This window comes from Ruminococcus sp. 1001136sp1_2201st1_G3_2201SCRN_220225, assembly GCF_040924365.1.
GTDB lineage: Bacteria > Bacillota > Clostridia > Lachnospirales > Lachnospiraceae > Blautia_A > Blautia_A faecis.
Window position 1 is genome coordinate 21,567 of sequence record NZ_JBCOME010000017.1, and the last position, 20,402, is coordinate 41,968.

At 42.7% G+C, this 20,402-nt stretch carries 15 protein-coding genes, 2 pseudogenes and 1 riboswitch; of the genes and pseudogenes, 12 read left to right on the forward strand and 5 right to left on the reverse strand.

From position 1 onward, the window contains the following. Window positions 1-11: 11 nt before the first annotated feature. From rplK to AB5642_RS07565, 4 genes are all read left to right on the forward strand, one after another. On the forward strand, window positions 12-437 hold the full coding sequence (gene rplK / locus AB5642_RS07550) for a 50S ribosomal protein L11 (RefSeq protein ID WP_117852954.1): 426 nt from the start codon (window positions 12-14) through the stop codon (window positions 435-437). 56 nt (window positions 438-493) lie between these two features. Next, on the forward strand, window positions 494-1,186 hold the full coding sequence (gene rplA / locus AB5642_RS07555) for a 50S ribosomal protein L1 (RefSeq protein WP_118577943.1): 693 nt from the start codon (window positions 494-496) through the stop codon (window positions 1,184-1,186). Window positions 1,187-1,341: 155 nt separating this feature from the next. Continuing rightward, complete coding sequence (locus AB5642_RS07560) at window positions 1,342-3,759, forward strand: N,N'-diacetylchitobiose phosphorylase (RefSeq protein ID WP_173718536.1); 2,418 nt, start codon at window positions 1,342-1,344, stop codon at window positions 3,757-3,759. A gap of 50 nt (window positions 3,760-3,809) precedes the next feature. Next, entirely contained in the window at window positions 3,810-6,653 is a 2,844-nt protein-coding gene (locus AB5642_RS07565; protein ID WP_173769695.1) for a cellobiose phosphorylase, read from the forward strand. A gap of 118 nt (window positions 6,654-6,771) precedes the next feature. On the opposite strand, the pseudogene AB5642_RS07570 reads toward AB5642_RS07565, so the two are convergent. Further along, window positions 6,772-6,900 (reverse strand): annotated as a pseudogene (locus tag AB5642_RS07570) (DUF6783 domain-containing protein). Between AB5642_RS07570 and AB5642_RS07575 the strand changes: the two are divergent. Next, window positions 6,850-6,969: pseudogene (locus tag AB5642_RS07575) on the forward strand (DUF6783 domain-containing protein); the annotation flags it as partial. The pseudogenes AB5642_RS07570 and AB5642_RS07575 sit on opposite strands and share 51 nt — an antisense overlap. On the opposite strand, the gene AB5642_RS07580 reads toward AB5642_RS07575, so the two are convergent. Continuing rightward, window positions 6,951-7,691 (reverse strand): helix-turn-helix domain-containing protein, encoded by a 741-nt coding sequence (locus tag AB5642_RS07580; RefSeq protein WP_148463499.1) that lies wholly within the window; start codon window positions 7,689-7,691, stop codon window positions 6,951-6,953. The pseudogene AB5642_RS07575 and the gene AB5642_RS07580 sit on opposite strands and share 19 nt — an antisense overlap. A gap of 161 nt (window positions 7,692-7,852) precedes the next feature. Between AB5642_RS07580 and AB5642_RS07585 the strand changes: the two genes are divergently transcribed. The 5 genes from AB5642_RS07585 to AB5642_RS07605 all read left to right on the forward strand — a co-directional run bounded on the left by AB5642_RS07585 (window position 7,853) and on the right by AB5642_RS07605 (window position 14,946). Continuing rightward, window positions 7,853-9,220, forward strand: a complete 1,368-nt coding sequence (locus tag AB5642_RS07585) for an ABC transporter substrate-binding protein (RefSeq protein WP_173718534.1) — start codon at window positions 7,853-7,855, stop codon at window positions 9,218-9,220. 163 nt (window positions 9,221-9,383) lie between these two features. Further along, window positions 9,384-10,346 carry a carbohydrate ABC transporter permease gene (locus AB5642_RS07590; RefSeq protein ID WP_148463497.1) on the forward strand — a complete coding sequence of 321 codons (963 nt, stop codon included), beginning with the start codon at window positions 9,384-9,386 and terminating at the stop codon, window positions 10,344-10,346. Further along, entirely contained in the window at window positions 10,343-11,188 is an 846-nt protein-coding gene (locus tag AB5642_RS07595; RefSeq protein WP_148463496.1) for a carbohydrate ABC transporter permease, read from the forward strand. Before AB5642_RS07590 ends, AB5642_RS07595 begins: the two co-directional genes overlap by 4 nt. After that, window positions 11,188-13,695: a glycoside hydrolase family 3 N-terminal domain-containing protein gene (locus AB5642_RS07600; protein WP_173718533.1), complete on the forward strand. Its 2,508-nt coding sequence runs from the start codon at window positions 11,188-11,190 to the stop codon at window positions 13,693-13,695. Before AB5642_RS07595 ends, AB5642_RS07600 begins: the two co-directional genes overlap by 1 nt. 255 nt (window positions 13,696-13,950) lie before the next feature. Then, a complete protein-coding gene (locus tag AB5642_RS07605) occupies window positions 13,951-14,946 on the forward strand; it encodes a D-alanyl-D-alanine carboxypeptidase family protein (RefSeq protein WP_226821653.1) in 996 nt (331 codons plus the stop codon). Between the two features lie 66 nt (window positions 14,947-15,012). On the opposite strand, the gene AB5642_RS07610 is transcribed toward AB5642_RS07605, so the two are convergent. Then, a complete protein-coding gene (locus AB5642_RS07610; protein ID WP_173718532.1) occupies window positions 15,013-16,209 on the reverse strand; it encodes an iron-containing alcohol dehydrogenase in 1,197 nt (398 codons plus the stop codon). 276 nt (window positions 16,210-16,485) lie between these two features. Between AB5642_RS07610 and AB5642_RS07615 the strand changes: the two genes are divergently transcribed. Next, the gene (locus AB5642_RS07615; RefSeq protein ID WP_173718531.1) at window positions 16,486-17,367 is read left to right on the forward strand and encodes an Rpn family recombination-promoting nuclease/putative transposase; all 882 of its coding nucleotides are present in this window, start codon (window positions 16,486-16,488) and stop codon (window positions 17,365-17,367) included. Between the two features lie 68 nt (window positions 17,368-17,435). On the opposite strand, the gene AB5642_RS07620 is transcribed toward AB5642_RS07615, so the two are convergent. Then, window positions 17,436-18,659: a sodium:proton antiporter gene (locus AB5642_RS07620; RefSeq protein WP_173718530.1), complete on the reverse strand. Its 1,224-nt coding sequence runs from the start codon at window positions 18,657-18,659 to the stop codon at window positions 17,436-17,438. A 53-nt stretch (window positions 18,660-18,712) separates the two neighbouring features. Continuing rightward, window positions 18,713-18,785: riboswitch (Fluoride riboswitch) on the reverse strand. 313 nt (window positions 18,786-19,098) lie between these two features. Then, complete coding sequence (locus tag AB5642_RS07625) at window positions 19,099-19,524, reverse strand: helix-turn-helix domain-containing protein (protein ID WP_148463803.1); 426 nt, start codon at window positions 19,522-19,524, stop codon at window positions 19,099-19,101. Between the two features lie 231 nt (window positions 19,525-19,755). Between AB5642_RS07625 and AB5642_RS07630 the strand changes: the two genes are divergently transcribed. Continuing rightward, a partial coding sequence (locus AB5642_RS07630) for a protein kinase (RefSeq protein WP_368371523.1) occupies window positions 19,756-20,402 on the forward strand: 647 nt, incomplete at its 3' end.

Here is a 20,402-nt window from a genome sequence, read left to right on the forward strand (position 1 = left end):
AGGTGCCGAAAATGGCAAAGAAAGTAACAGGATATATCAAATTACAGATTCCCGCTGGTAAAGCAACTCCAGCACCACCTGTAGGTCCGGCTCTTGGACAGCACGGTGTAAATATCGTTCAGTTTACAAAAGAGTTCAATGCGAGAACAGCAGATCAGGATGGTATGATCATTCCTGTAGTAATCACTGTTTATGCAGATAGAAGTTTCAGCTTCATAACCAAAACTCCGCCGGCTGCAGTTCTTCTTAAGAAAGCTGCAAATATCAAATCCGGTTCCGGCGTACCGAACAAAACAAAAGTTGCTAAAGTTACAAAAGCTCAGGTTGAGGAGATCGCTCAGCTTAAGATGAAAGACTTAAATGCAGCATCCATCGAAGCAGCAGCAAGCATGATTGCTGGTACTGCAAGAAGTATGGGAATTGAAGTAGTTGATTAATCACAAATAGTAAGTGGGAGGGCTTTTCCCCGCAAATACCACAGGAGGTTATAGAAATGAAACGAGGAAAGAAATACGTGGAGGCTGCTAAGGCAGTTGACCGCGCAACATTATACGATACTAATGAAGCTATCAGCTTAGTTAAAAAAGCTGCTGTTGCCAAATTTGACGAGACTATCGAAGTTCATATCCGCACAGGCTGCGATGGACGTCATGCAGATCAGCAGATCCGTGGTGCAGTAGTTCTGCCACACGGTACAGGTAAAACTGTTCGCGTTCTTGTATTCGCTAAGGATGCAAAAGCTGAGGAAGCTAAGGCTGCAGGTGCTGATTTCGTTGGCGCTGAGGACCTTATTCCGAAGATCCAGAACGAGGGATGGCTTGACTTCGACGTTGTTGTTGCAACTCCAGATATGATGGGTGTTGTTGGACGTCTTGGTCGTGTACTTGGACCGAAAGGTTTAATGCCTAACCCGAAGGCTGGTACAGTAACTATGGATGTTACAAAAGCTATCAATGATATCAAAGCTGGTAAGATTGAGTATCGTCTTGACAAATCAAACATTATCCATGTGCCGATCGGTAAAGCTTCCTTTACTGAGGAGCAGTTAAGCGACAACTTCCAGACGCTGATTGGAGCTATTGTAAAGGCTAGACCTAGCACACTGAAAGGACAGTATTTAAAGAGCGTTGTTATTGCTCCGACAATGGGTCCTGGAGTGAAGATCAACCCGATCAAGTTAGCTTAATAGATGAAAATGAAGAGCACTCACCGCGAGGTGGGTGCTTTTTTTCATGTCATAATTTTGATATTTTATAGTGAGTTTTGGTATATGTTTTTTATCATATGAGATATCATATGGGAAAATCGGGTCAATATAAAGACCAGGAGGAGTGTGCAGGGATGAAATATGGATATTTTGATGATAAGAAACGAGAATATGTGATTACCAGACCAGATACACCAGCGCCTTGGGTAAACTATCTGGGAGATCCTGAATATGGTGCCATTGTGTCCAATAATGCAGGCGGATACAGCTTTGTAAAGTCTGGTGCTAACGGAAGAATTTTACGTTATGTTTTTAATCAGTTTGACGAGCCGGGAAGATATATTTATCTGAGGGACAATGAAACGAAAGATTTTTGGTCAGCGTCATGGCAGCCTGTAGGAAAGGATCTTGAAAAATATAAAAGTGAATGTCACCACGGTACTGCTTATACCAGGATGATGGCAGATTACAGCGGTATTCATTCTGAGGTTCGGTATTATGTACCTCTGGGACAGTCTTATGAGGTGTGGAGCCTTTGTGTGGAGAACTGTTCTGATAAGGAAAGAGAAATTAATGTAACCGGATATGCGGAATTTACCAACAACAGCAACTATGAGCAGGATCAGGTAAATCTGCAGTATTCCCAGTATATTACCAAAACTGTTTTCAGAGGAAACCGTGTACGCCAGATGATCCATGCAAATCTGGATCGTCTTGATGAAGGGGAAAAGGTAGATAACAAAGATGTGACAAATCGGTTCCTGGGTCTGGCCGGCGTGCCAGTGGATTCCTGGTGCGGTGAAAAAGAAGCATTTCTGGGGAGATATCACGGTTATGGAAACCCGGTAGGAGTAATTGACGGCAAGCTTAATTGTGAGGGAAATTATAATGAAAACAGCTGTGGTGCATTGACAGCAGTGTTAAAGCTTGCCCCGGGAGAAAAGAAAGAGATGGCTTTTCTTGTAGGTATGAAAAAGAATGACGAGGCAGAAGCGATTGTTGCGCGTTATGACCAAAATTGCCAGCAGGTTTGCGAAAGGGAACTGGAAGAACTGATCAGTTACTGGCATGGACAGCTTTCACATTTTCAGATAAAAACTCCAAGTAATGAATTTAATACCATGATCAACACATGGAACGCTTACAACTGTTTTATGACTTTTATCTGGTCCAGAGCAGCATCCTTTACTTACTGTGGTCTGCGCAATGGATATGGATACCGCGACACTGTGCAGGATATTCAGGGCGTGATCCATCTGGCACCTGAAATGGCAGCGGATAAGATCCGTTTCATGTTGTCTGCCCAGGTAGATAATGGTGGTGGTCTGCCTCTTGTTAAATTCACCCATAATCCAGGACATGAGGATACGCCAGACGATGCTTCCTATGTACAGGAAACAGGGCATCCGGCATATCGCGCTGACGATGCTTTATGGCTTTTTCCAACTGTATATAAGTATGTGTCAGAGACAGGAAATGTAGATTTTATTGATGAGGTAATCCCATTTGCAAATAAAGATGAAGGAACAGTATATGAGCATCTGAAACGTGCGATCCAGTTCTCGATGGAACATCTTGGAAAACATGGAATGCCGGCGGGACTTTATGCAGATTGGAACGACTGCCTGAGGCTTGGAAAAGATGGAGAATCTACTTTTGTAGCTTTGCAGTTTTATTATGCAATGACCATTTTGAAGGAGTTTGCGGCTTACGAAAAAGATGAAGAATATATCTCATATCTGGAAAAAAGCCAGGAAGAGCTTGGGAAACTGATTGAAAAGCTTTGCTGGAATGAAGACCGGTTTATCCGCGGTTTTACAGAAGCAGGAGAAATAATCGGACAGCGTACAGATCCGGAAGCAAATATGTGGCTGAATCCCCAGAGCTGGGCTGTGATCAGTGGGCTTGCAACAAAGGAGCAGTCAGAACTGGCACTTGAGCAGGTTTATAAAAGACTGAATACAGAGTATGGTGCTATTCTCATGGATCCCCCATACCACGCACATGCTTTTGACGGTGCACTGGCTGTAATTTATAATGCAGGAACAAAAGAAAATGCAGGGATTTTTTCTCAGTCACAGGGATGGATCATTCTGGCAGAAGCATTAATGGGACATGGAGAAAGAGCATTTGGCTACTTTATGGAAAATGCTCCGGCTGCACAGAATGATAAGGCGGAGATCCGCAGACTTGAGCCATATTGCTATGGTCAGTTTACAGAGGGGAAAGCAAGTCCGAATTTTGGCCGTTCTCATGTACACTGGCTTACTGGAACTGCGTCTACTGTTATGGTAGGATGTGTGGAAGGTATTCTTGGAATGCGTCCTGATTTCTATGGTCTTCGTATCGCACCGTCCATACCGAAGGAATGGGATGGATTTGAAGTCGAAAAAGATTTCCGCGGCTGTCACCTGCACATTAAAGTGCAAAATCCGGGACATGCAGAGAGTGGATTTAAGAAACTTACTGTAAACGGTGAAGAGTTAAAAGATAATTATATCCCACAGGATAAGCTGACTGCTGAAACTGAGGTTGAATTGTATCTGTCATAAAAATTTAGTAGGCCTGGTGGGTGGACGCAGGCAGAAAGCGAGAAACATTGATGAAACATATAGAATTTCAGGATAAAAACGGAAGCTTTATTATACATGATCCGGAAAATTATAGCGGTCTGTATCTGCCTCTGGCGGGAGAAAAAGGACTGAAATCCAGTATCACCCCTAATCTGGGAGGTGACAGCAAAACAGATCAGAATCATTTCCTTCTTGAGCCTGTAAGTATTGAAAACCTGCATAATAACCGAAATACCAGAAATTTCTGGTGTCAGGTATATAAAAACACAGAAGCAGGTGATACTGCTCTGTCTGGAGCAGATCCGAAGCTTCTGGGCTGTTGGTCTGTCTGTGGAAATTCCGCAGAACAGGAATTTCAGAAATTTACAGATAAGCAGGACGAAAGCACACTGGAAGCTGGTTTTATGTGGCAGAAGATTTCTCGAAAGTCACAAAAATATGGTCTTCAGGCAGAAGTAACTTCTTTTGTTACAATTTCCGGGGACATGGAAGTAGAATATGTGGAAATCACAAATATTTCCGAAAAAAAAGTGGAAATTGTGCCAACAGGTGCAATTCCGGTATATGGAAGAAGTGCAGATAATCTTCGAGATCACCGCCATGTTACCTCCCTTCTTCACCGAATTCGGACCACCGATTATGGTGTGGAAGTAACCCCGGTTTTGTCCTTTGACGAGCGGGGACATCAGAAAAATAATACTACATATTTTGTATACGGTTCAGATGAAAACGGAGAGAAGCCAGAGTCATTTTATCCTACAGTGGAGGAGTTTATAGGAGAAGGCGGAACCTTTCTGAATCCAGAGGCAGTAAGAATTAATAAGCCCGGAAAACCCTCTGGAACAGAACTTCAGGGAAAAGAGGCTGTTGGAGGCATCCGATTCAGCCGGAAAACACTGAAACCAAGGGAAACAGCTGGTTATATTTTACTATGTGGGATTGCAGATGCCGGTGAGCAGCAGTTCCCAAGAAAGGAGAATACAGATAAAAAGGCAATAGATCCGGCAAAAGCTTCTAAATGGATAGAGTCGTTGACTTCTGGCTGCAGGACCCGCTCCCAGGTACGGAATATGCTGGAAGAAGTAAAAGAACACTGGATTCGGAAGGTTAATGTAGCGTTTGAAACTGGAAGCGAAGATGCGGATAATTATCTGAAATGGATCTGTTTCCAGCCAATCCTCAGAAGAATTTATGGATGTTCTTTTCTCCCCTATCATGATTATGGAAAAGGGGGACGCGGCTGGCGCGATTTATGGCAGGATTGCCTTGCCTTGTTGATCATGGAGCCATCTGAGGTAAGACAGATGATCATTGATAATTATGGAGGTGTTCGTATTGATGGAACAAATGCCACAATTATAGGAAGTGGTCAGGGAGAATTTATTGCAGACAGGAATAATATTACCCGTGTATGGATGGATCATAGCTTTTGGCCGTTTGTAACTACGAAGCTTTATTTGGATCAGACCGGGGATCTTGATGTTTTATTTGAGAAGATTCCATATTTTAAGGATCTTCAGTCAAAACGCGGAACAGCTCATGATGAAGAATGGAACAGCAGTTATGGTAATTTACAGAAAACAGATGCTAATGAAATATATCATGGAACTGTTCTGGAACATATTCTTCTTCAAAATCTGTGCGCATTTTTTGATGTGGGAGATCATAATGAAATGTGTCTGCATGGAGCAGACTGGAATGATGCCTTAGACATGGCCTGGGAAAAAGGTGAGAGTGTGGCCTTTACCTGTGCTTATGCCGGAAATTTGAAGGATATCGCTTATGTGCTTAGAGAAATAGAGAGTGTTCAGGGAATTAACAGGATTGAGCTTGCAGAAGAAATGGAATGTCTGTTTGCCTGTGGAAAACAGTTATATGAAAACCCTGAGAAAAAACAGAAGGTTTTGAAGCAATATACTGATTTGAGTGCCCATAATCTCAGTGGAAATAAAGTAGTGCTTTCTCTGAAAATGGTATGCAGCAATCTGGAAGAAAAAGCAGACTGGCTCGTGGAAAATATTCGGAAAAATGAATGGATCCAGGATGGGGATAAAGGCTGGTTTAATGGATATTATGATAATCATGGAAGAAAAGTAGAATATAGCGCGGTTTCAGATGAAACCGACAATAAAGCTGGTGCAGAGTGTAACACCCGAATGATGCTTACCGGACAGGTATTTGCTGTCATGAGTGGTACCGCTACAGAGGAACAGATACAGGCAATCTGCAGGAGTGCAGATGCATATCTGTATGACAGGAAAGCCGGCGGCTACCGCCTGAATACAGATTTCAAAGAGGAAAAATTTGACCTGGGAAGAATGTTTGGATTTGCATATGGAGAAAAGGAAAATGGTGCCGTCTTTTCCCATATGGCAGTTATGTATGCCAATGCATTGTACAAAACCGGTCACGCCAAAGAAGGATACAAAGTTCTTCAGACTCTGCTTGATACTGCAATGGATTTTGAACGCAGCAAAATGTACCCGGGAATCCCGGAATATTTCGATAATCAGGGAAGAGGCTTATACGCATATCTGACCGGAGCTGCAAGCTGGTATATGCTGACCATGATAACAGAAGTTTTTGGAGTAAAAGGCCAGCTGGGCGATATGGTGATAGCACCTGCACTTATGCCTGAGCAGTACGATCAGGAAGGAAAAGCTTCCTTGAAAATAGAATTTGCCGGAAGGAAATTTTCCATTCATATTTTTAACAGGGAGAAAAAAGAATGGAATAAAGTGCAGATAAAAGAAGCCTTTTGTGATGGTACTTTGCTGTCGGCAGAAGGCGGCAGGCAGGCTCGCCTGAAGCGCTCTGAAATAGAAAAACTGACTTTGGAAAAAGTACATGAAATTAATATTATTTTGAACTAATCTGGATAAAGAATTAGAAAAATGACCAGATATTCAGGAATAACAATGCATAAATAAAGGTTATTCCTGAATATCCGGTCTTTTTATGTAAGGCGGAGAATTATGCATTGCAGGAGCCTTACGTGCTAGAGCCTGTTTGAAAAATCATTCCCGCAATCTGCACGCCCCACTTTGCGGTATATTTTGCCCGAATTCAGTTGCCGTAGCCCGCTACGGCGCCTTCATCCGGACAAAATCTTCCACAAATTGTAACGCACATCATGCAGAAAGCTTTTTTCAAACACGCTCTAGGTCAGCTTACCACATGGATTTATAATACCTATCCCTGTATTTTTTTGGAGTCAGACCAGTGAAATTTTCGAATACCTGAATAAAGTGACTCTGGGAAGAGAAGGATAGGTAATTGGCGATGTCAACTACTGCTTTGTCCGAGTAGCGAAGAAGATGTGTGGCTTTTTCTATTTTTTTCTCCCTTATGTAGTCACTGATGGAAATTCCAAGATTTTGTTTGAATACCCTGGATAGATAATTCTGGGAAAGACCGGTGTGGCAGGCAAGGTCTTCTATGGTGATACGGTCCTTTATATGAGCATAGATGTAATCAATGCACTGCATAACTGGCTTGGAAAGTACGGATAATTTTTTTTGCAGGATCATTTTTCCGGTAAAATCCTTTGCCATAGTGTGGTGAAGGTCTGCAATCTGTCGCAGGGAAGTGCAGGAATCCATTTTTAAAATGTAAAAGTCACTAAGCCGGTAGGCCTGCTCTGCCTCCATTCCTCCGTCAATGCAATATCTGGTAAGCATCGCAGCTGTAACCACAAAGTGGTATTTCAGATTCGTGACAGGGTTTCTGGAAAGGACTCCGGTTCCCTCCAGATTCGTAAAAGAATCTGCATTACAGTTCTGTATGACAGTTTCCATATCTCCGGTTTTTACTGCCGTATAAAAGGAATATTCAACAGAAGGCGGCCTGTGCTTGGATTCAGTTTCGTTTTCTTCAAATTCTGTGTTGTACCAGTCTTTTGATATTGCCATGTAATCCCCTCCAAAACAAAAATGTGTCATTTTTTATATTATGACATGAATCTGATATTTTGTTAAGAGAAATAATATAATGTCAAAAATAAAAATGGTATATTTATTGCACCAAAGAGATACAGCATTAAGAAAATGCTCAAAAAAGGAGGATCTTTTATATGAAGAAGAGAGCAGTATCTATGTTACTTACAGCTGTTATGGCAGTTACCGGTATGGCTGCAACAGCAACCGTAGCACATGCAGAAGGAGAAGAGGGAAAGGTTATTAACATCTATTCCTGGAACGATGAGTTCCGTACACGTCTGGAGGCTATTTATCCAGAAGTTGAGTCCACTTCCAGCGATGGAACTGTTACAACCTTAAAAGACGGAACTGAGATCCATTGGATCATCAACCCAAACCAGGATGGTGTTTACCAGCAGAAGCTTGATGAGGCGCTTCTGAATCAGGCTGATGCATCTGATGATGATAAAGTAGATATTTTCTTAACTGAGACCGATTATGTTTTCAAATATACAGACAAAGATGCAGATGTAGCAATGCCGCTTACAGATCTTGGAATTGACCCGGATACAGATCTTGCAGATCAGTACGATTTCACAAGAACAACTGCTTCTGACTCTGACGGAGTACAGAGAGGTTCTACATGGCAGTGCTGCCCAGGAACCCTGGTATACCGTCGTGATATTGCAAAAGAAGTTTTTGGAACAGATGATCCGGCAGAAGTAGGCGAGAAAGTAAAAGACTGGGATACAATGAAAGAGACTGCTGCTCAACTGAAGGAGAAAGGTTACTACACATTTGCTTCTTATGCAGATACCTTCCGTTTATATGGAAACAGCATCACACAGTCCTGGGTACAGCCTGGTGAGACAACCATTACAGTTGACCAGAAGATTATGGATTGGGTAAATGATTCAAAAGAGTGGCTGGATGCAGGTTTCCTTAACCCGACTGTAAAAGGACAGTGGAACGATGACTGGAACAAAGCTATGGGCTCTCAGTCAAAAGTATTTGCATTTCTGTTCCCGGCATGGGGAATCGACTTTACATTAAGTCCAAACTGGGATGGCGATGCAGGTTCATGGGCAGTTACAAATCCTCCACAGGAATACAATTGGGGCGGTTCTTACATTCATGCAGCAACAGGTACTGATAATCCAGAGCATGCAAAAGACATTATCCTTGCTATGACTGCAGACAAAGACAACCTGTTAAAGATTTCTAAGGATTATTCAGATTTCACAAATACAAAGAGTGGTATGGCAGAGGCTGCTACAGATGATGCAAACTTCTCTTCTGAGTTCCTTGGCGGACAGAATCCATTTACATATTTCGCACCTGTTGCAGAGAACATTAAGATTGCTCCGCTTTCTGCCTATGACCAGGGATGCGTAGAACTGATCCAGAATTCCTTCAGTGATTATTTCCAGGGAAATGTTGACTTTGATAAAGCAAAAGCAAACTTCGAGACTGCTATTAAAGAGCGTTATCCTGAGATCTCTGAGGTTAAATGGCCGGAATAATGTAGATAGTTCTGAGGATTTTGTTTGCAAAAACATCTTGCAGAATACTATTAAAAAAATAATGTCCATGTGACATTTGAAAATTGGTATAAGGAACGTGGAGAGGATCCTGTAACATAGGATTCTCTCCTGTTCTGTAAGATGTGTGTAAAGGAGAACTGTTATGAAGAAAAACAAGAAAAGCATTAATTATGGAAAATGGGGCTACCTGTTTATCCTTCCTTTTTTTATAATCTATTTGATTTTTTCTTTGATTCCATTGGTTGATACGGTCCGTTACAGCTTTTTTGAATATTTCCGTTCTGGAATTAAAGAAATCGGACCCAATTTTATTGGAATGGCAAATTACATCAGTCTGCTGAAATCCGATATGTTTAAATATGGAGCAAACACATTGATTCTGTGGCTGATCGGATTTGTGCCGCAGATTGTGGTTGCGTTAGTTCTGGCAGCCTGGTTTACAGATGCCCGTTTGAAAATAAGAGGAAAACAGTTTTTTAAAGTGGTAATATATCTGCCGAACCTGATTATGGCATCTGCATTTGCACTTTTATTTTTTACTATGTTTTCTACAAACGGACCAATAAATTCTATTCTGATGTCTCTTGGATGGATTAAAGACCCTATTGATTTTATGGGATCTGTAGTTGGAACAAGATCATTAATTGGCTTTATGAACTTCCTTATGTGGTTTGGAAATACAACGATTATGCTGATGGCGGCTGTTATGGGTATCAGTATGGATATTTTTGAGGCTTCTGACCTGGATGGCTGCAATAGTATTCAACGTTTCTATTATATTACATTGCCGCTGATCAGACCGATTCTTGCATATACATTGATCACATCTATAATTGGTGGTCTTCAGATGTTTGATGTACCACAGATCCTGACAAATGGACAGGGTAATCCAGATAGAACGTCTATGACGCTGATCATGTTCCTGAACAGTCATCTGAAGAGTAAGAACTATGGTATGGCTGGTGCATTATCTGTTTACCTGTTTATTATCAGTGGTATTTTATGCTTCATCGTATATCGCATGACCAATGATAATGATCCGGATGGTTCCAAAAAGGCTGCAAAAAAACGTGCTAAGGAAGAAAGGAGAAGATTAAGAAGATGAAGAAGAAAGCAGGAAGCCAATTCAGAACAGTTTTCGCACATATCGTACTGATTCTTCTGTCTTTTATGTGCCTGTTCTTCTTTTACGTATTGATAATTAATGCAACCAGATCTCATGGGGATCTGCAGAAAGGTTTCTCAGCACTTCCAGGAAAATATTTCCTTGAGAATCTGAAAAACGTGGCAAACGACGGAAGCTTTCCAATGTTTCGGGGAATTTTGAACAGTGTGATCGTATCTTCCTGTAGTGCCGCACTTTGTACATATTTTTCATCCCTTACGGCATATGGTCTTTATGCTTATGAGTTTAAGGCAAGAAAGGTTGCTTTTACATTTATCATGGCAATTCTTGTAATGCCAACGCAGGTTACTGCAATGGGATTCCTTCGTCTGGTTACGAAGATGGGATTATATGATTCCCTTCTGCCGCTGATCATTCCCTCCATTGCATCTCCAGCTGTATTTTATTTTATGTACAGTTATCTGCAGTCGTCTCTGCCGCTTTCTCTTGTGGAGGCTGCCAGAATCGATGGTTCCGGAGAATTCCATACCTTTAATCGCATTGTGATTCCAATTATGAAGCCTGCAATTGCAGTTCAGGCGATTTTTACATTTGTTGGTTCCTGGAACAACTACTTTGTACCGGCCCTGATCATCCAGTCCAAGAGTAAAATGACGGTGCCGATTCTGATCGCTACTCTTCGTGGTGCTGATTATATGAATTTTGATATGGGTAAAATTTACATGATGATCACAGTTGCGATCGTGCCGATCATTGTTGTGTACCTGCTTCTTTCCAAGTATATTATTGCAGGTGTTACCCTTGGTGGTGTCAAAGAGTAATGGCGTTTACACAGTTTAAGCACAGTGGGACTTTGAATCCGGAAATATCTGTCTGCGAGAAAAAGCATAGCTCTTTTGCAGAAAAAGCGGCAGAGGAAGGCATTGTTCTATTGAAAAATGAAAATATTCTTCCCATTTCATTATCTGCATCGGTTGCCCTTCTGGGCATCGGTGCGGATAAAACTGTAAAAGGGGGGATTGGTTCCGGAGATGTAAATAACAGGCAGAATATTACCATTTACGAAGGAATGGAAGAATCCGGAATTCGGATCACCAGCAGGGACTGGCTGGATGATTATGAACATCGCTATCAGAAAGCGAGACTTATATGGAAAGAGAAAATTCTTGAAGAAGCAAAGCATGTAAATAATCCTTTTGATGCCTATGCATCCAATCCATTTATCATGCCGGAGGGGCGTCCTGTTTCTGAAATGGATATCCAGGAAGCTGAAATTGTTGTTTATGTAATCAGCCGTATTTCTGGTGAAGGAAAAGATCGTCGTCTTGAAAAAGGTGACTATTATCTTAGTGAACGAGAAGAGAAAGATATTCTTTTTCTAAACAGCAGAAGTGTGCCTATTGTTCTGCTTATAAATGCCGGTGGTCCTGTGGAGCTTACAGATATTCTGGAAAAAGCGCAGTGGATAAAAGGTATCCTCAATATTTCCCAGCTTGGACAGGAGGGGGGACGTGCGGTTGCAAGGATCCTTCTTGGAGAAGCTGTTCCAAGCGGAAAGCTTACAACAACCTGGGCAAAAAAATATGCGGATGTGCCATTTGCAGAGAATTTTAGTTATCTGAATGGAAATCTGGAATTGGAAGAATATAAAGAAGGAATTTATGTGGGCTATCGGTATTTCGATAGTTTTGGTGTAAAGCCACTTTTTCCTTTTGGCTTCGGTCTTTCTTATACAGATTTTAAGATTCAGTTTTGCAGTATTGAAATTGACAAGGATAAGATTGCAGTAAATGTATCTGTAGAGAATATTGGAAATACTTTTGCAGGAAGAGAAGTTGTACAGGTGTATGTATCACTTCCCCGGGGCAGGATAGAGAAAGAATACCATCGCCTGGTTGGATATGCAAAGACAAATGTATTAAAGCCGGGAGAAAAACAGGAGTTAAAGATCCTGTTTGATGGAAAAACTATTGCAAGCTTTTTTGAGGATGCAAATGCCTGGATCGTGGAAACAGGAAAGTATGGTCTCTGGATTGGAAATAATTCAGCCAATCTGAAGCTGGAGGCTTTTATAAATGTGAACCAGGATGTAGTTCTGGAGCAGACGCAGAAACTGGAAGCATTGGTTGAATTATCTGAAAAACTGGAAGCTTCAAAGAATGTAAAGGCTGCAGAAAAGCAGCTGGAGAAAAGTAGAAATGCTGATTTTCCCACCATACAGTTTGAAGCATTGCAGAGAAAACAAAAGGCTGGAAATGTTGACCGAGAGTCTCTGGTCATGGGAAACTCGCTGGAAATTCTGGCAGAAGAGCTGCCTGTAGAAGAATTGATCCCACTTTTATACGGAAATACTGGTGGTATTAGCAGCAATCTTGGAGCAGCAGGGATTAAAGTGCCTGGTTCAGCTGGCGAAACTTCAGAAGCTCTTTATGAAAAATATGGAGTTCCGGTATTGATCATGGCAGACGGACCAGCTGGTATCAGACTGCAAAGAAGTTATGAGGTAAATCGCGAGAATGATTCTGTTTATGGAATCGGTGTTCTTGGTTCTTTGGAAAATGGATTTCTGGTAACAGAAAAGCCTCACCAAAATGCAGATACGTATTATCAGTACTGTACTGCTTTTCCGGTTGGTACAGCTTTGGCGCAGTCCTGGAATCGGCAGCTGTTGAAAGAGTTTGGAGAAATGATAGCTGAGGAAATGGAGAAATTTGGCGTCAATCTCTGGTTGGCACCGGGAATGAATATTCACAGAAATCCCCTGTGCGGACGAAACTTTGAATACTATTCAGAGGACCCGCTGCTTGCAGGAAGTCTGGCCGCAGCAGTTACCAAAGGGGTTCAGAGTAAAGCAGGATGCGGGGTAACGATTAAGCATTTTGCATGCAATAATCAGGAAGATAATCGTATGGGAGTAGATGTTCATCTTTCTGAAAGGGCCCTTCGTGAGATTTATTGTCGTGGATTTGAGATTGCCATAAAGGAGAGTAAACCTGCGGCAATTATGTCCTCCTATAATCTGGTAAATGGGGTACATGCCGCAAACAGCAAGGATCTGTGTACCAGAATTGTGCGTGATGAGTGGGGATTTGAGGGCGTGATCATGTCGGACTGGAATACTACGGAACCCGAGGACGGAAGTATTCCATGGAAGTGCACAGCTGCCGGAAATGATATTATCATGCCAGGAAGTGAGAATGATCATAAAAGTATTCTGGATGGTTACAGAAGTGGGAAGCTTTCAGAAGAAGAAATTCGTATCTGTGCCAGAAGGGTATTGAAACTAATTGATAAACTGCGAAGCAGTTATTTGGTTATGAGCAAGTAGTGAAGCGGATTGCGAATATTCGCTTGACTAAAAGGACTGAGCAAGGTATGCGTATGTGTACTTTGCTCTTATTTTTTTTCATTTTTATAGAAATTATAAAGAGAGATGTGGTAGTATGGAAAATACCAGCGATACAAAAAGAAAATCTGGAATGGAGCTTGAGGTGAAAGATGGTGCTTTGCTGTGGCAGAGTATAGAAATAGACGAAAGTAAGAAGAGCGTATAAAAGCAGTGGAAAATGGAAGGAGAGTCTAAATGGATGAGCGAAGCAAACGGGCGCAGATGGAGCGGAAGAGGAGAATTCGTAGAAAGAAACAGAGACGTCGGGTTTTGATTAGTGCGCTGGTGGAAGTTTTGATTCTGGCAGTGTTGGCTTTGGCGTTTTGTTGGGATAGAGGACTTAGTGCTAAAGTGTCGGGAGTGCTCGGGATTTTCGACAGACCGCCTGCGACGGAACTGGATGTGTCGGGAGTGAACAGCTCAAATGTGCTTTTAATGGATGTAAAAAGCGGAAAGGTCATTGGAAATCTAAATGGGGAAGAGCGGATTTATCCGGCATCCATGACGAAGATCATGACTGCAATTGTGGCGCTGGAAGCATTTTCAGATCTGGATCATGAGATTACTTTAAGTGAGAATATTTTTTATGCTCTGGATGGACAGGATGCCACACAGGCAGGCTTTCAGCCAGGGGAGAGCGTGAGAGTGCGTGATCTGGTCTACGGCGTAATGCTGCCTTCCGGAGCAGAATGTTGTCTGGCTTTGGCAGATGAAGCATCCGGCTCAGAAGAAGCATTTGTGGAAAAGATGAATAAGAAGGCCAAGTCCATTGGGATGAAGGATACCCATTTTATGGATTGTACGGGATTACATGATCCAGAGCATTATAGTACAGCATATGATATTGCGCTGCTACTTAAGTATGCGTTACATAATGATACTTTCCGTGAAGTGGCAGAAAGCCATTTCCATTCTACGCCAGCTACCAATGTACATCCGGATGGAATTACCTATTACAGTACCATGTTTAAAAATATGTCGGATACATCGGTAACCGGCGGGGAAATTCTAGGTGGCAAAACCGGGTATACCTCTGAGGCAGGGCATTGTCTGGCAAGCTTTGCACAGATATATGGCAGGGAGTACATTCTGGTAACTGCAGGCGCCGCGGCGGACGCTACGGGAGTACCACATATTCTGGACGCGAAAACAATATATAACCGGCTGGGCGAAGCGGTGGCACAGAAATAAGAAATGACAAATCCAGTGAGGAAGTGAATGCTCTTTTTCTATGCTGTGTTTCGAGTCAGGCTGGTGTTATTTCGCCATTTGCAGGATTGCCACAATATCTTCTTTCGTCAACGGCTGGAAGAAGCCAATGTGTCCGTTTCTGCCGAAAACGCATTTCTCAGCCATTTCCTCGATTTGGGCATCGGTTGGATAAATGCCAAGTTCAGTGAGGGTGGTTGGCATGTCTATAGAGTGGCACCAAGTCTCCCAGGCAGTGATGGATGCGAGAACAGTATCCGTAATATCAGAATCGCTGGTCTGGGAAGCATCAATTCCGAAAACCTTCTCACCAAACTGTGCAAATCTTCCCGGATTTGTCTTATACACATATCTCGCCCAGCTTCCCCAGACAGATGCAAGTCCGGCTCCGTGAGCTACATCAAACATACCGCCGAGTTCATGCTCAATCTTATGTGTGGCGAAATCAGATACCCTTCCGGCACCGGTCAGACCGTTATGGGAAAGGCTTCCGGCCCACATGAGAGTAGCCCGGGCTTCATAGTTTTCAGGATCTTTTACAGCAACCTGGGCGGCATCACGAACGGAAATCATCAGTCCCTCTGCAATCCGGTCAGTAAGGCTGGTATCTGTGTCTGTAGGGGTAAAATAACGCTCCATAGTGTGCATCATAATATCAGCTGCGCCGCTGGCTGTCTGATACGCCGGAAGGCTGTAAGTCAGCTCAGGATTCATAATAGCAAATCTGGGGCGTGAGCAGTCGTGCCCATAGGAACGTTTCATCATACCGTCTTCAATGGTGAGAACCATGGAGGAAGACATCTCAGAACCGGCAGCTGCAATTGTAAGGATAACACCGATTGGCAGATTTTTATCTGTTTTTACACGACCGTAAAGCAGATCTTCTATTTCAAAATCATTGGCGATTCCGTAACCGATTCCCTTTGCTGTATCAATTACGCTGCCGCCTCCAATTGGCAGAAGGAAGTCAACACCTTCCGACCGTCCAATGCGGATCCCTTCTTTTACCAGGGAAAGGCGAGGATTGGGAACCACGCCACTAAAGTCTATATAGGAAAGTCCGGCTCCATTCAGATTCTGATGTACACGTTCCAATAATCCTGATGATTCAACATGTCCTCCTTTTTTTCCATAAATGATCATAACTTTATGCCCACCAAATGCGGCAACCTGTTTGCCAGCCTCGTTTTCCCGGTCTGCACCGAAAAGAACTCTGGTAGGAGTGTAAAAATCAAAATTTATCATGGGAAATGCCTCCGTAAAATATGAAAATAAATTTGCGATTCTTTGCAAAAAGTGTTCTGTGAGCGGTCTTATGCATCTGACATCATTATATATGCTGGAAATGTAAATGACCAGAGCGGATTTTGTAATTTTATGGGATAATTTTTCGAACGATAAAACTTTACTTTTAAGCTGTGATTTTGTAAGGTATGGTTATAGAGGAAAAACAGAAAAACGGTGCACAGTTATTCTTTACTTCCAATATAGAAAACTATATAATAAAAGGAGAACTGATAGATGAAAGATCTAAAGGATTTGAACCTGCTGGACCGTTTTCTGTTTGCTGAGGCGATGGAAGATCCGCAGAATATGCGGGATGTATTGGAAATTATTCTTGGAAAAGATGTAGTTTTGAAGCACCTACCCCAGACAGAAAAAGAAGCACGGATTTCACCAGCGTATCGTTTTGCTAAAGTGGATGTGTGGGCAAAGGATACAGATGAAGTTGTATATGATACAGAGGTACAGGGGACGAATACGAAGAATCTTCCCAAAAGAAGCAGATATTACGAAAGTATTATTGATGCGAAATTATTAAAACCCGGTGAACGTGATTTTAACAAAATGAATGATATCTATATTATTCTGATAGCTCCGTTTGATTTGTTTGGGAAGAGAAAATATATGTATACATTTGAGATGACCTGTAAAGAGGATCCATCTGTATCGCTTGAGGATGGCGCTACCCGCATTTTTCTGAATACCCATGGGGAAAATCCAGATGAAGTAAGTCCGGAGCTGGTAGAATTGCTTCATTATATTGAACATACCACTCAGGACATGGCAGATGGCTGTAAAAGCGAAAGAATACATAAGATGCAGAAGCGTATATGCAGTATCAAATCCAGTGAGGAAGTGAGTGTGAGATATATGCAGAGATGGGAAGAAATGGAAATGGAAAAAGAGGCGGCACGTGAATTAGGACTCGCAGAGGGCAGAACCCAGGGACTTACTGAGGGCAGAACCCAGGGTCTTGCGGAGGGAAGAGCAGAGGGAAGAAGTTCTATGGCACGATTGATAGATAAATTATTAGAAGAAAATCGCATAGAAGATTGTAAAAGAATAGCAAAAGACCCAGAATTTTGTCAACATCTGATGGAAGAATTTGGAATAGAGTAAAAAATAAAAGTGGAACATTCTTTAAAATTAATAAACAGAATGTTCCACTTTTCCTGTATCGTTATATGTTAGCTAGAGAATATCTGGCTTTTATCGATTTCCCTGGAAAGCAGCTTCTTATAACTGCAATCCATCCCGATTGCTCCAAGTGGTGCAGTGATCAGAATTCCCAGTACAGCCACAGAAAGCACGATCTGCCCGCAGGAAAGTCCCATAGCCATTGGAACAGACCCAATCGCTGCCTGTACGGTTGCTTTCGGAAGGTAGGCAATGGAACAGAACAGTCTTTCCCGCCATGTTAGGTTTGTTCCGGTAACACAAAGAGAAACGCCCAGGGTACGGATCAGAAGTGCTGCAAAGATCATGGCCAGGGCAGCAGGACCGGCTTTTAAGGTATAGCGGATATCTACAGAAGCACCTACAAGTACAAAAAGCAGGACTTCAGCAGCCAGCCATAGTTTCCCGAATTTCTGGGAAAGGCGGGCAGAAACGGAGGCGGTGCATTTTAGCTTCAAAACACAAGCCATGCTTATCACAGCCAGAAGTCCGGAGACGGAAACCACAGGCTTCAGCCATGTCTCAATGGACATAAGCAGGAAAGCCACGCCCATTACTACGATCACTTTCATGCTGTTTCGCACCATATGACTGTGCGCATAAGCAGTTTCGAAAAACAAGGAAAGAAGATAACCAGCCACACTTCCAAGTGCAATACCCAGGATAATGGAAACCGGAATGTTGATAAAATCTTTCAAATGTGCGCTGCCGCCCTGTGCCATAGTAGAAAATGTGGAAAACAGCACGATCACATAAATATCATCACAGGAAGCGCCTGCCAGGACCATCTGGGGAATGCTTTTGGCTGTGCCGTATTTTTCATCCATCAACTGTACCATTCTTGGGACAACTACAGCCGGGGATACCGCACCCATTACAGCGCCCATCACAGCCGCTTCCAGTCTGGTAATTCCCAGAAAATACGGTGCCAGCAAAAAGTAAGCCAGGATTTCGAAAGTTGCAGGAATGCAGGCCATCATGATGGCAGGACGTCCCACTTTCTTCAGATCGGCAAGATTCAGGGAAAGTCCCGCTTTCAGCAGGATAATGATCAACGCGATCTGCCGCAGCTCCGATGAGATGGACAGAATCGACGGATCCAATACGTTCAGCACATAAGGTCCCAGTAAAATACCGGTGATCAACATACCGATAATACGCGGCAGTTTCAGTGCCTGGCAAATAGCAGCCAAGGAAAGTCCCACAAGAAAAATAAAAGCCAGAGATGTTAACATTGTTATAAATTCCTCCTTTTTACGCAGAAAAGCTGATGCTTCCTGCGACAATTGTTATCACAGAAGTCATCAGCTTAATAAGCGGTTCGGGATGATCCCGGGGAGACATTCATTCCCCTTTGTTTCTGGTGGTATAATAGCACATTATAAAAGTGGTGGCAAGAAGAAATTATAAATCAAATAACAACTTCGGCTGTGCACGTTACTGCTCACTCTGTGACCAGTAACCGCTCCGCGATGCACAGAAAGACGAACCTTCTTGTGACAAGCACAAGAAGTAGCGTTTGCTGCGCAAACTTAATTCTCGGGTTTTCTATGAACTTTGTTCACGAAAAACACCTCGCGGAATGTTACCAGTGAACAGTAACCTGTGCACAACAACGTGCTTTGTAACATGTAGAATCTAAGTTTTGTATCATTAGGCGTTGGGGGAAGAGAATTAAAACAACGTCTCTTCATTCTCCTCAAATAGTTTATCATTAATTTCAAACAACTTAAGCCTATGAAGCAATCCATAATAAATAATGGCATCTCTCTTTAATTTCGGATAAAGCTGTGCCATTCCACAAAGCTTCAGCAGTTCCTGGGTTTCGTCAACCGTCGCTTCAAGCCCATAACACAGGCACAGAAGACGATTCCGCGATGGATTACGGCGGCCTGCGAAAATCTGATGGAGATATATTTCGCTCATACCGGCCTGTTTGGCAAGCGCTGCCTTAGAGATATGCTTCTTTTCGAACAGACGGTTTAATAATTCTGCCACACTCTTATTTTCAAATTGCTCCTGGTTCTGGGACAGAAACTGGCTCAGATCCGGGGAATCCATAAGCTCCTGCTGTAAACCATCTGTATTTTTCTTTTTCATATTCGCGCCTTTACAATAATTTGTCAATAAGTTAAAATAATTTTAACAATACAATCAAATAAAACTATACTATAAAAAATTCTGAAAAACAATATGCAGTCAGCATAGTGGTTGCTGCCCTCTGGCAGTATTCCATAGCTGTGGGAGTGCCATTGGCGAGGAACATCTGATTTTCATAGCGTGCAGGTGATATGTCCATTTGGGGAATGATAGTTGGTGATAAGGAGAAATATGGAAATTTATGACAGTCTTTTAGGCGCAGTTTGTGACGAATATGACAGGGTCACATTGATCAAAAAAAGCGAGCGGGGCGAAGTAACCTTGATACGCCACAGGGCAAGCGGAAACCGCTATATTTTCAGACATTTTTCCGGCAGCAGTGAAGTGTACCGGAAGCTTCTTACGGTATCCTGTCCCAATCTGCCCCAGATCATGGAGGTGGGGGAAAAGGAGGGAAAAACAGCTCTTCTGGAAGAATATGTGCAAGGTGATACGCTGGGGGAGATTTTACAGGGTGGACTTTTGACAGCGGCACAGGCAAAGCAGATCACCCGCCAGCTGTGCATGGCTTTGTGGGTGCTCCATTCCCTGGGAGTTGTACATAGAGATGTAAAGCCAGATAATGTGATCATACGTGGAACCGAAGCGGTTCTTATCGATTTTGATGCTTCCAGAATTTATAAAAATGAAAACAGAGAAGATACACAGATTCTTGGAACCACAGGCTTTGCAGCACCGGAACAGTATGGGCTCTCCCAGTCTGATGGGCGTGCGGATATTTATGCACTGGGAGTTCTGCTGAACATTATGCTGACTGGGGAACATCCCTCCAGGAAACTTGCCAGCGGAAGAATGGGCAGGATCGTCCAGCGTTGTAC

What these genes read in the sequence shown, in the direction of transcription:
- AB5642_RS07590 (WP_148463497.1), top strand. Translation starts at nt 9,384, where the DNA reads ATGAAGAAAAACAAGAAAAGCATTAATTATGGAAAATGGGGCTACCTG.
- AB5642_RS07610 (WP_173718532.1), bottom strand. Translation starts at nt 16,209, where the DNA reads ATGATAAATTTTGATTTTTACACTCCTACCAGAGTTCTTTTCGGTGCA.
- AB5642_RS07580 (WP_148463499.1), bottom strand. Translation starts at nt 7,691, where the DNA reads ATGGCAATATCAAAAGACTGGTACAACACAGAATTTGAAGAAAACGAA.
- rplA (WP_118577943.1), top strand. Translation starts at nt 494, where the DNA reads ATGAAACGAGGAAAGAAATACGTGGAGGCTGCTAAGGCAGTTGACCGC.
- AB5642_RS07565 (WP_173769695.1), top strand. Translation starts at nt 3,810, where the DNA reads ATGAAACATATAGAATTTCAGGATAAAAACGGAAGCTTTATTATACAT.
- AB5642_RS07615 (WP_173718531.1), top strand. Translation starts at nt 16,486, where the DNA reads ATGAAAGATCTAAAGGATTTGAACCTGCTGGACCGTTTTCTGTTTGCT.
- AB5642_RS07585 (WP_173718534.1), top strand. Translation starts at nt 7,853, where the DNA reads ATGAAGAAGAGAGCAGTATCTATGTTACTTACAGCTGTTATGGCAGTT.
- AB5642_RS07605 (WP_226821653.1), top strand. Translation starts at nt 13,951, where the DNA reads ATGGATGAGCGAAGCAAACGGGCGCAGATGGAGCGGAAGAGGAGAATT.
- AB5642_RS07625 (WP_148463803.1), bottom strand. Translation starts at nt 19,524, where the DNA reads ATGAAAAAGAAAAATACAGATGGTTTACAGCAGGAGCTTATGGATTCC.
- AB5642_RS07560 (WP_173718536.1), top strand. Translation starts at nt 1,342, where the DNA reads ATGAAATATGGATATTTTGATGATAAGAAACGAGAATATGTGATTACC.
- AB5642_RS07620 (WP_173718530.1), bottom strand. Translation starts at nt 18,659, where the DNA reads ATGTTAACATCTCTGGCTTTTATTTTTCTTGTGGGACTTTCCTTGGCT.
- AB5642_RS07595 (WP_148463496.1), top strand. Translation starts at nt 10,343, where the DNA reads ATGAAGAAGAAAGCAGGAAGCCAATTCAGAACAGTTTTCGCACATATC.
- rplK (WP_117852954.1), top strand. Translation starts at nt 12, where the DNA reads ATGGCAAAGAAAGTAACAGGATATATCAAATTACAGATTCCCGCTGGT.
- AB5642_RS07600 (WP_173718533.1), top strand. Translation starts at nt 11,188, where the DNA reads ATGGCGTTTACACAGTTTAAGCACAGTGGGACTTTGAATCCGGAAATA.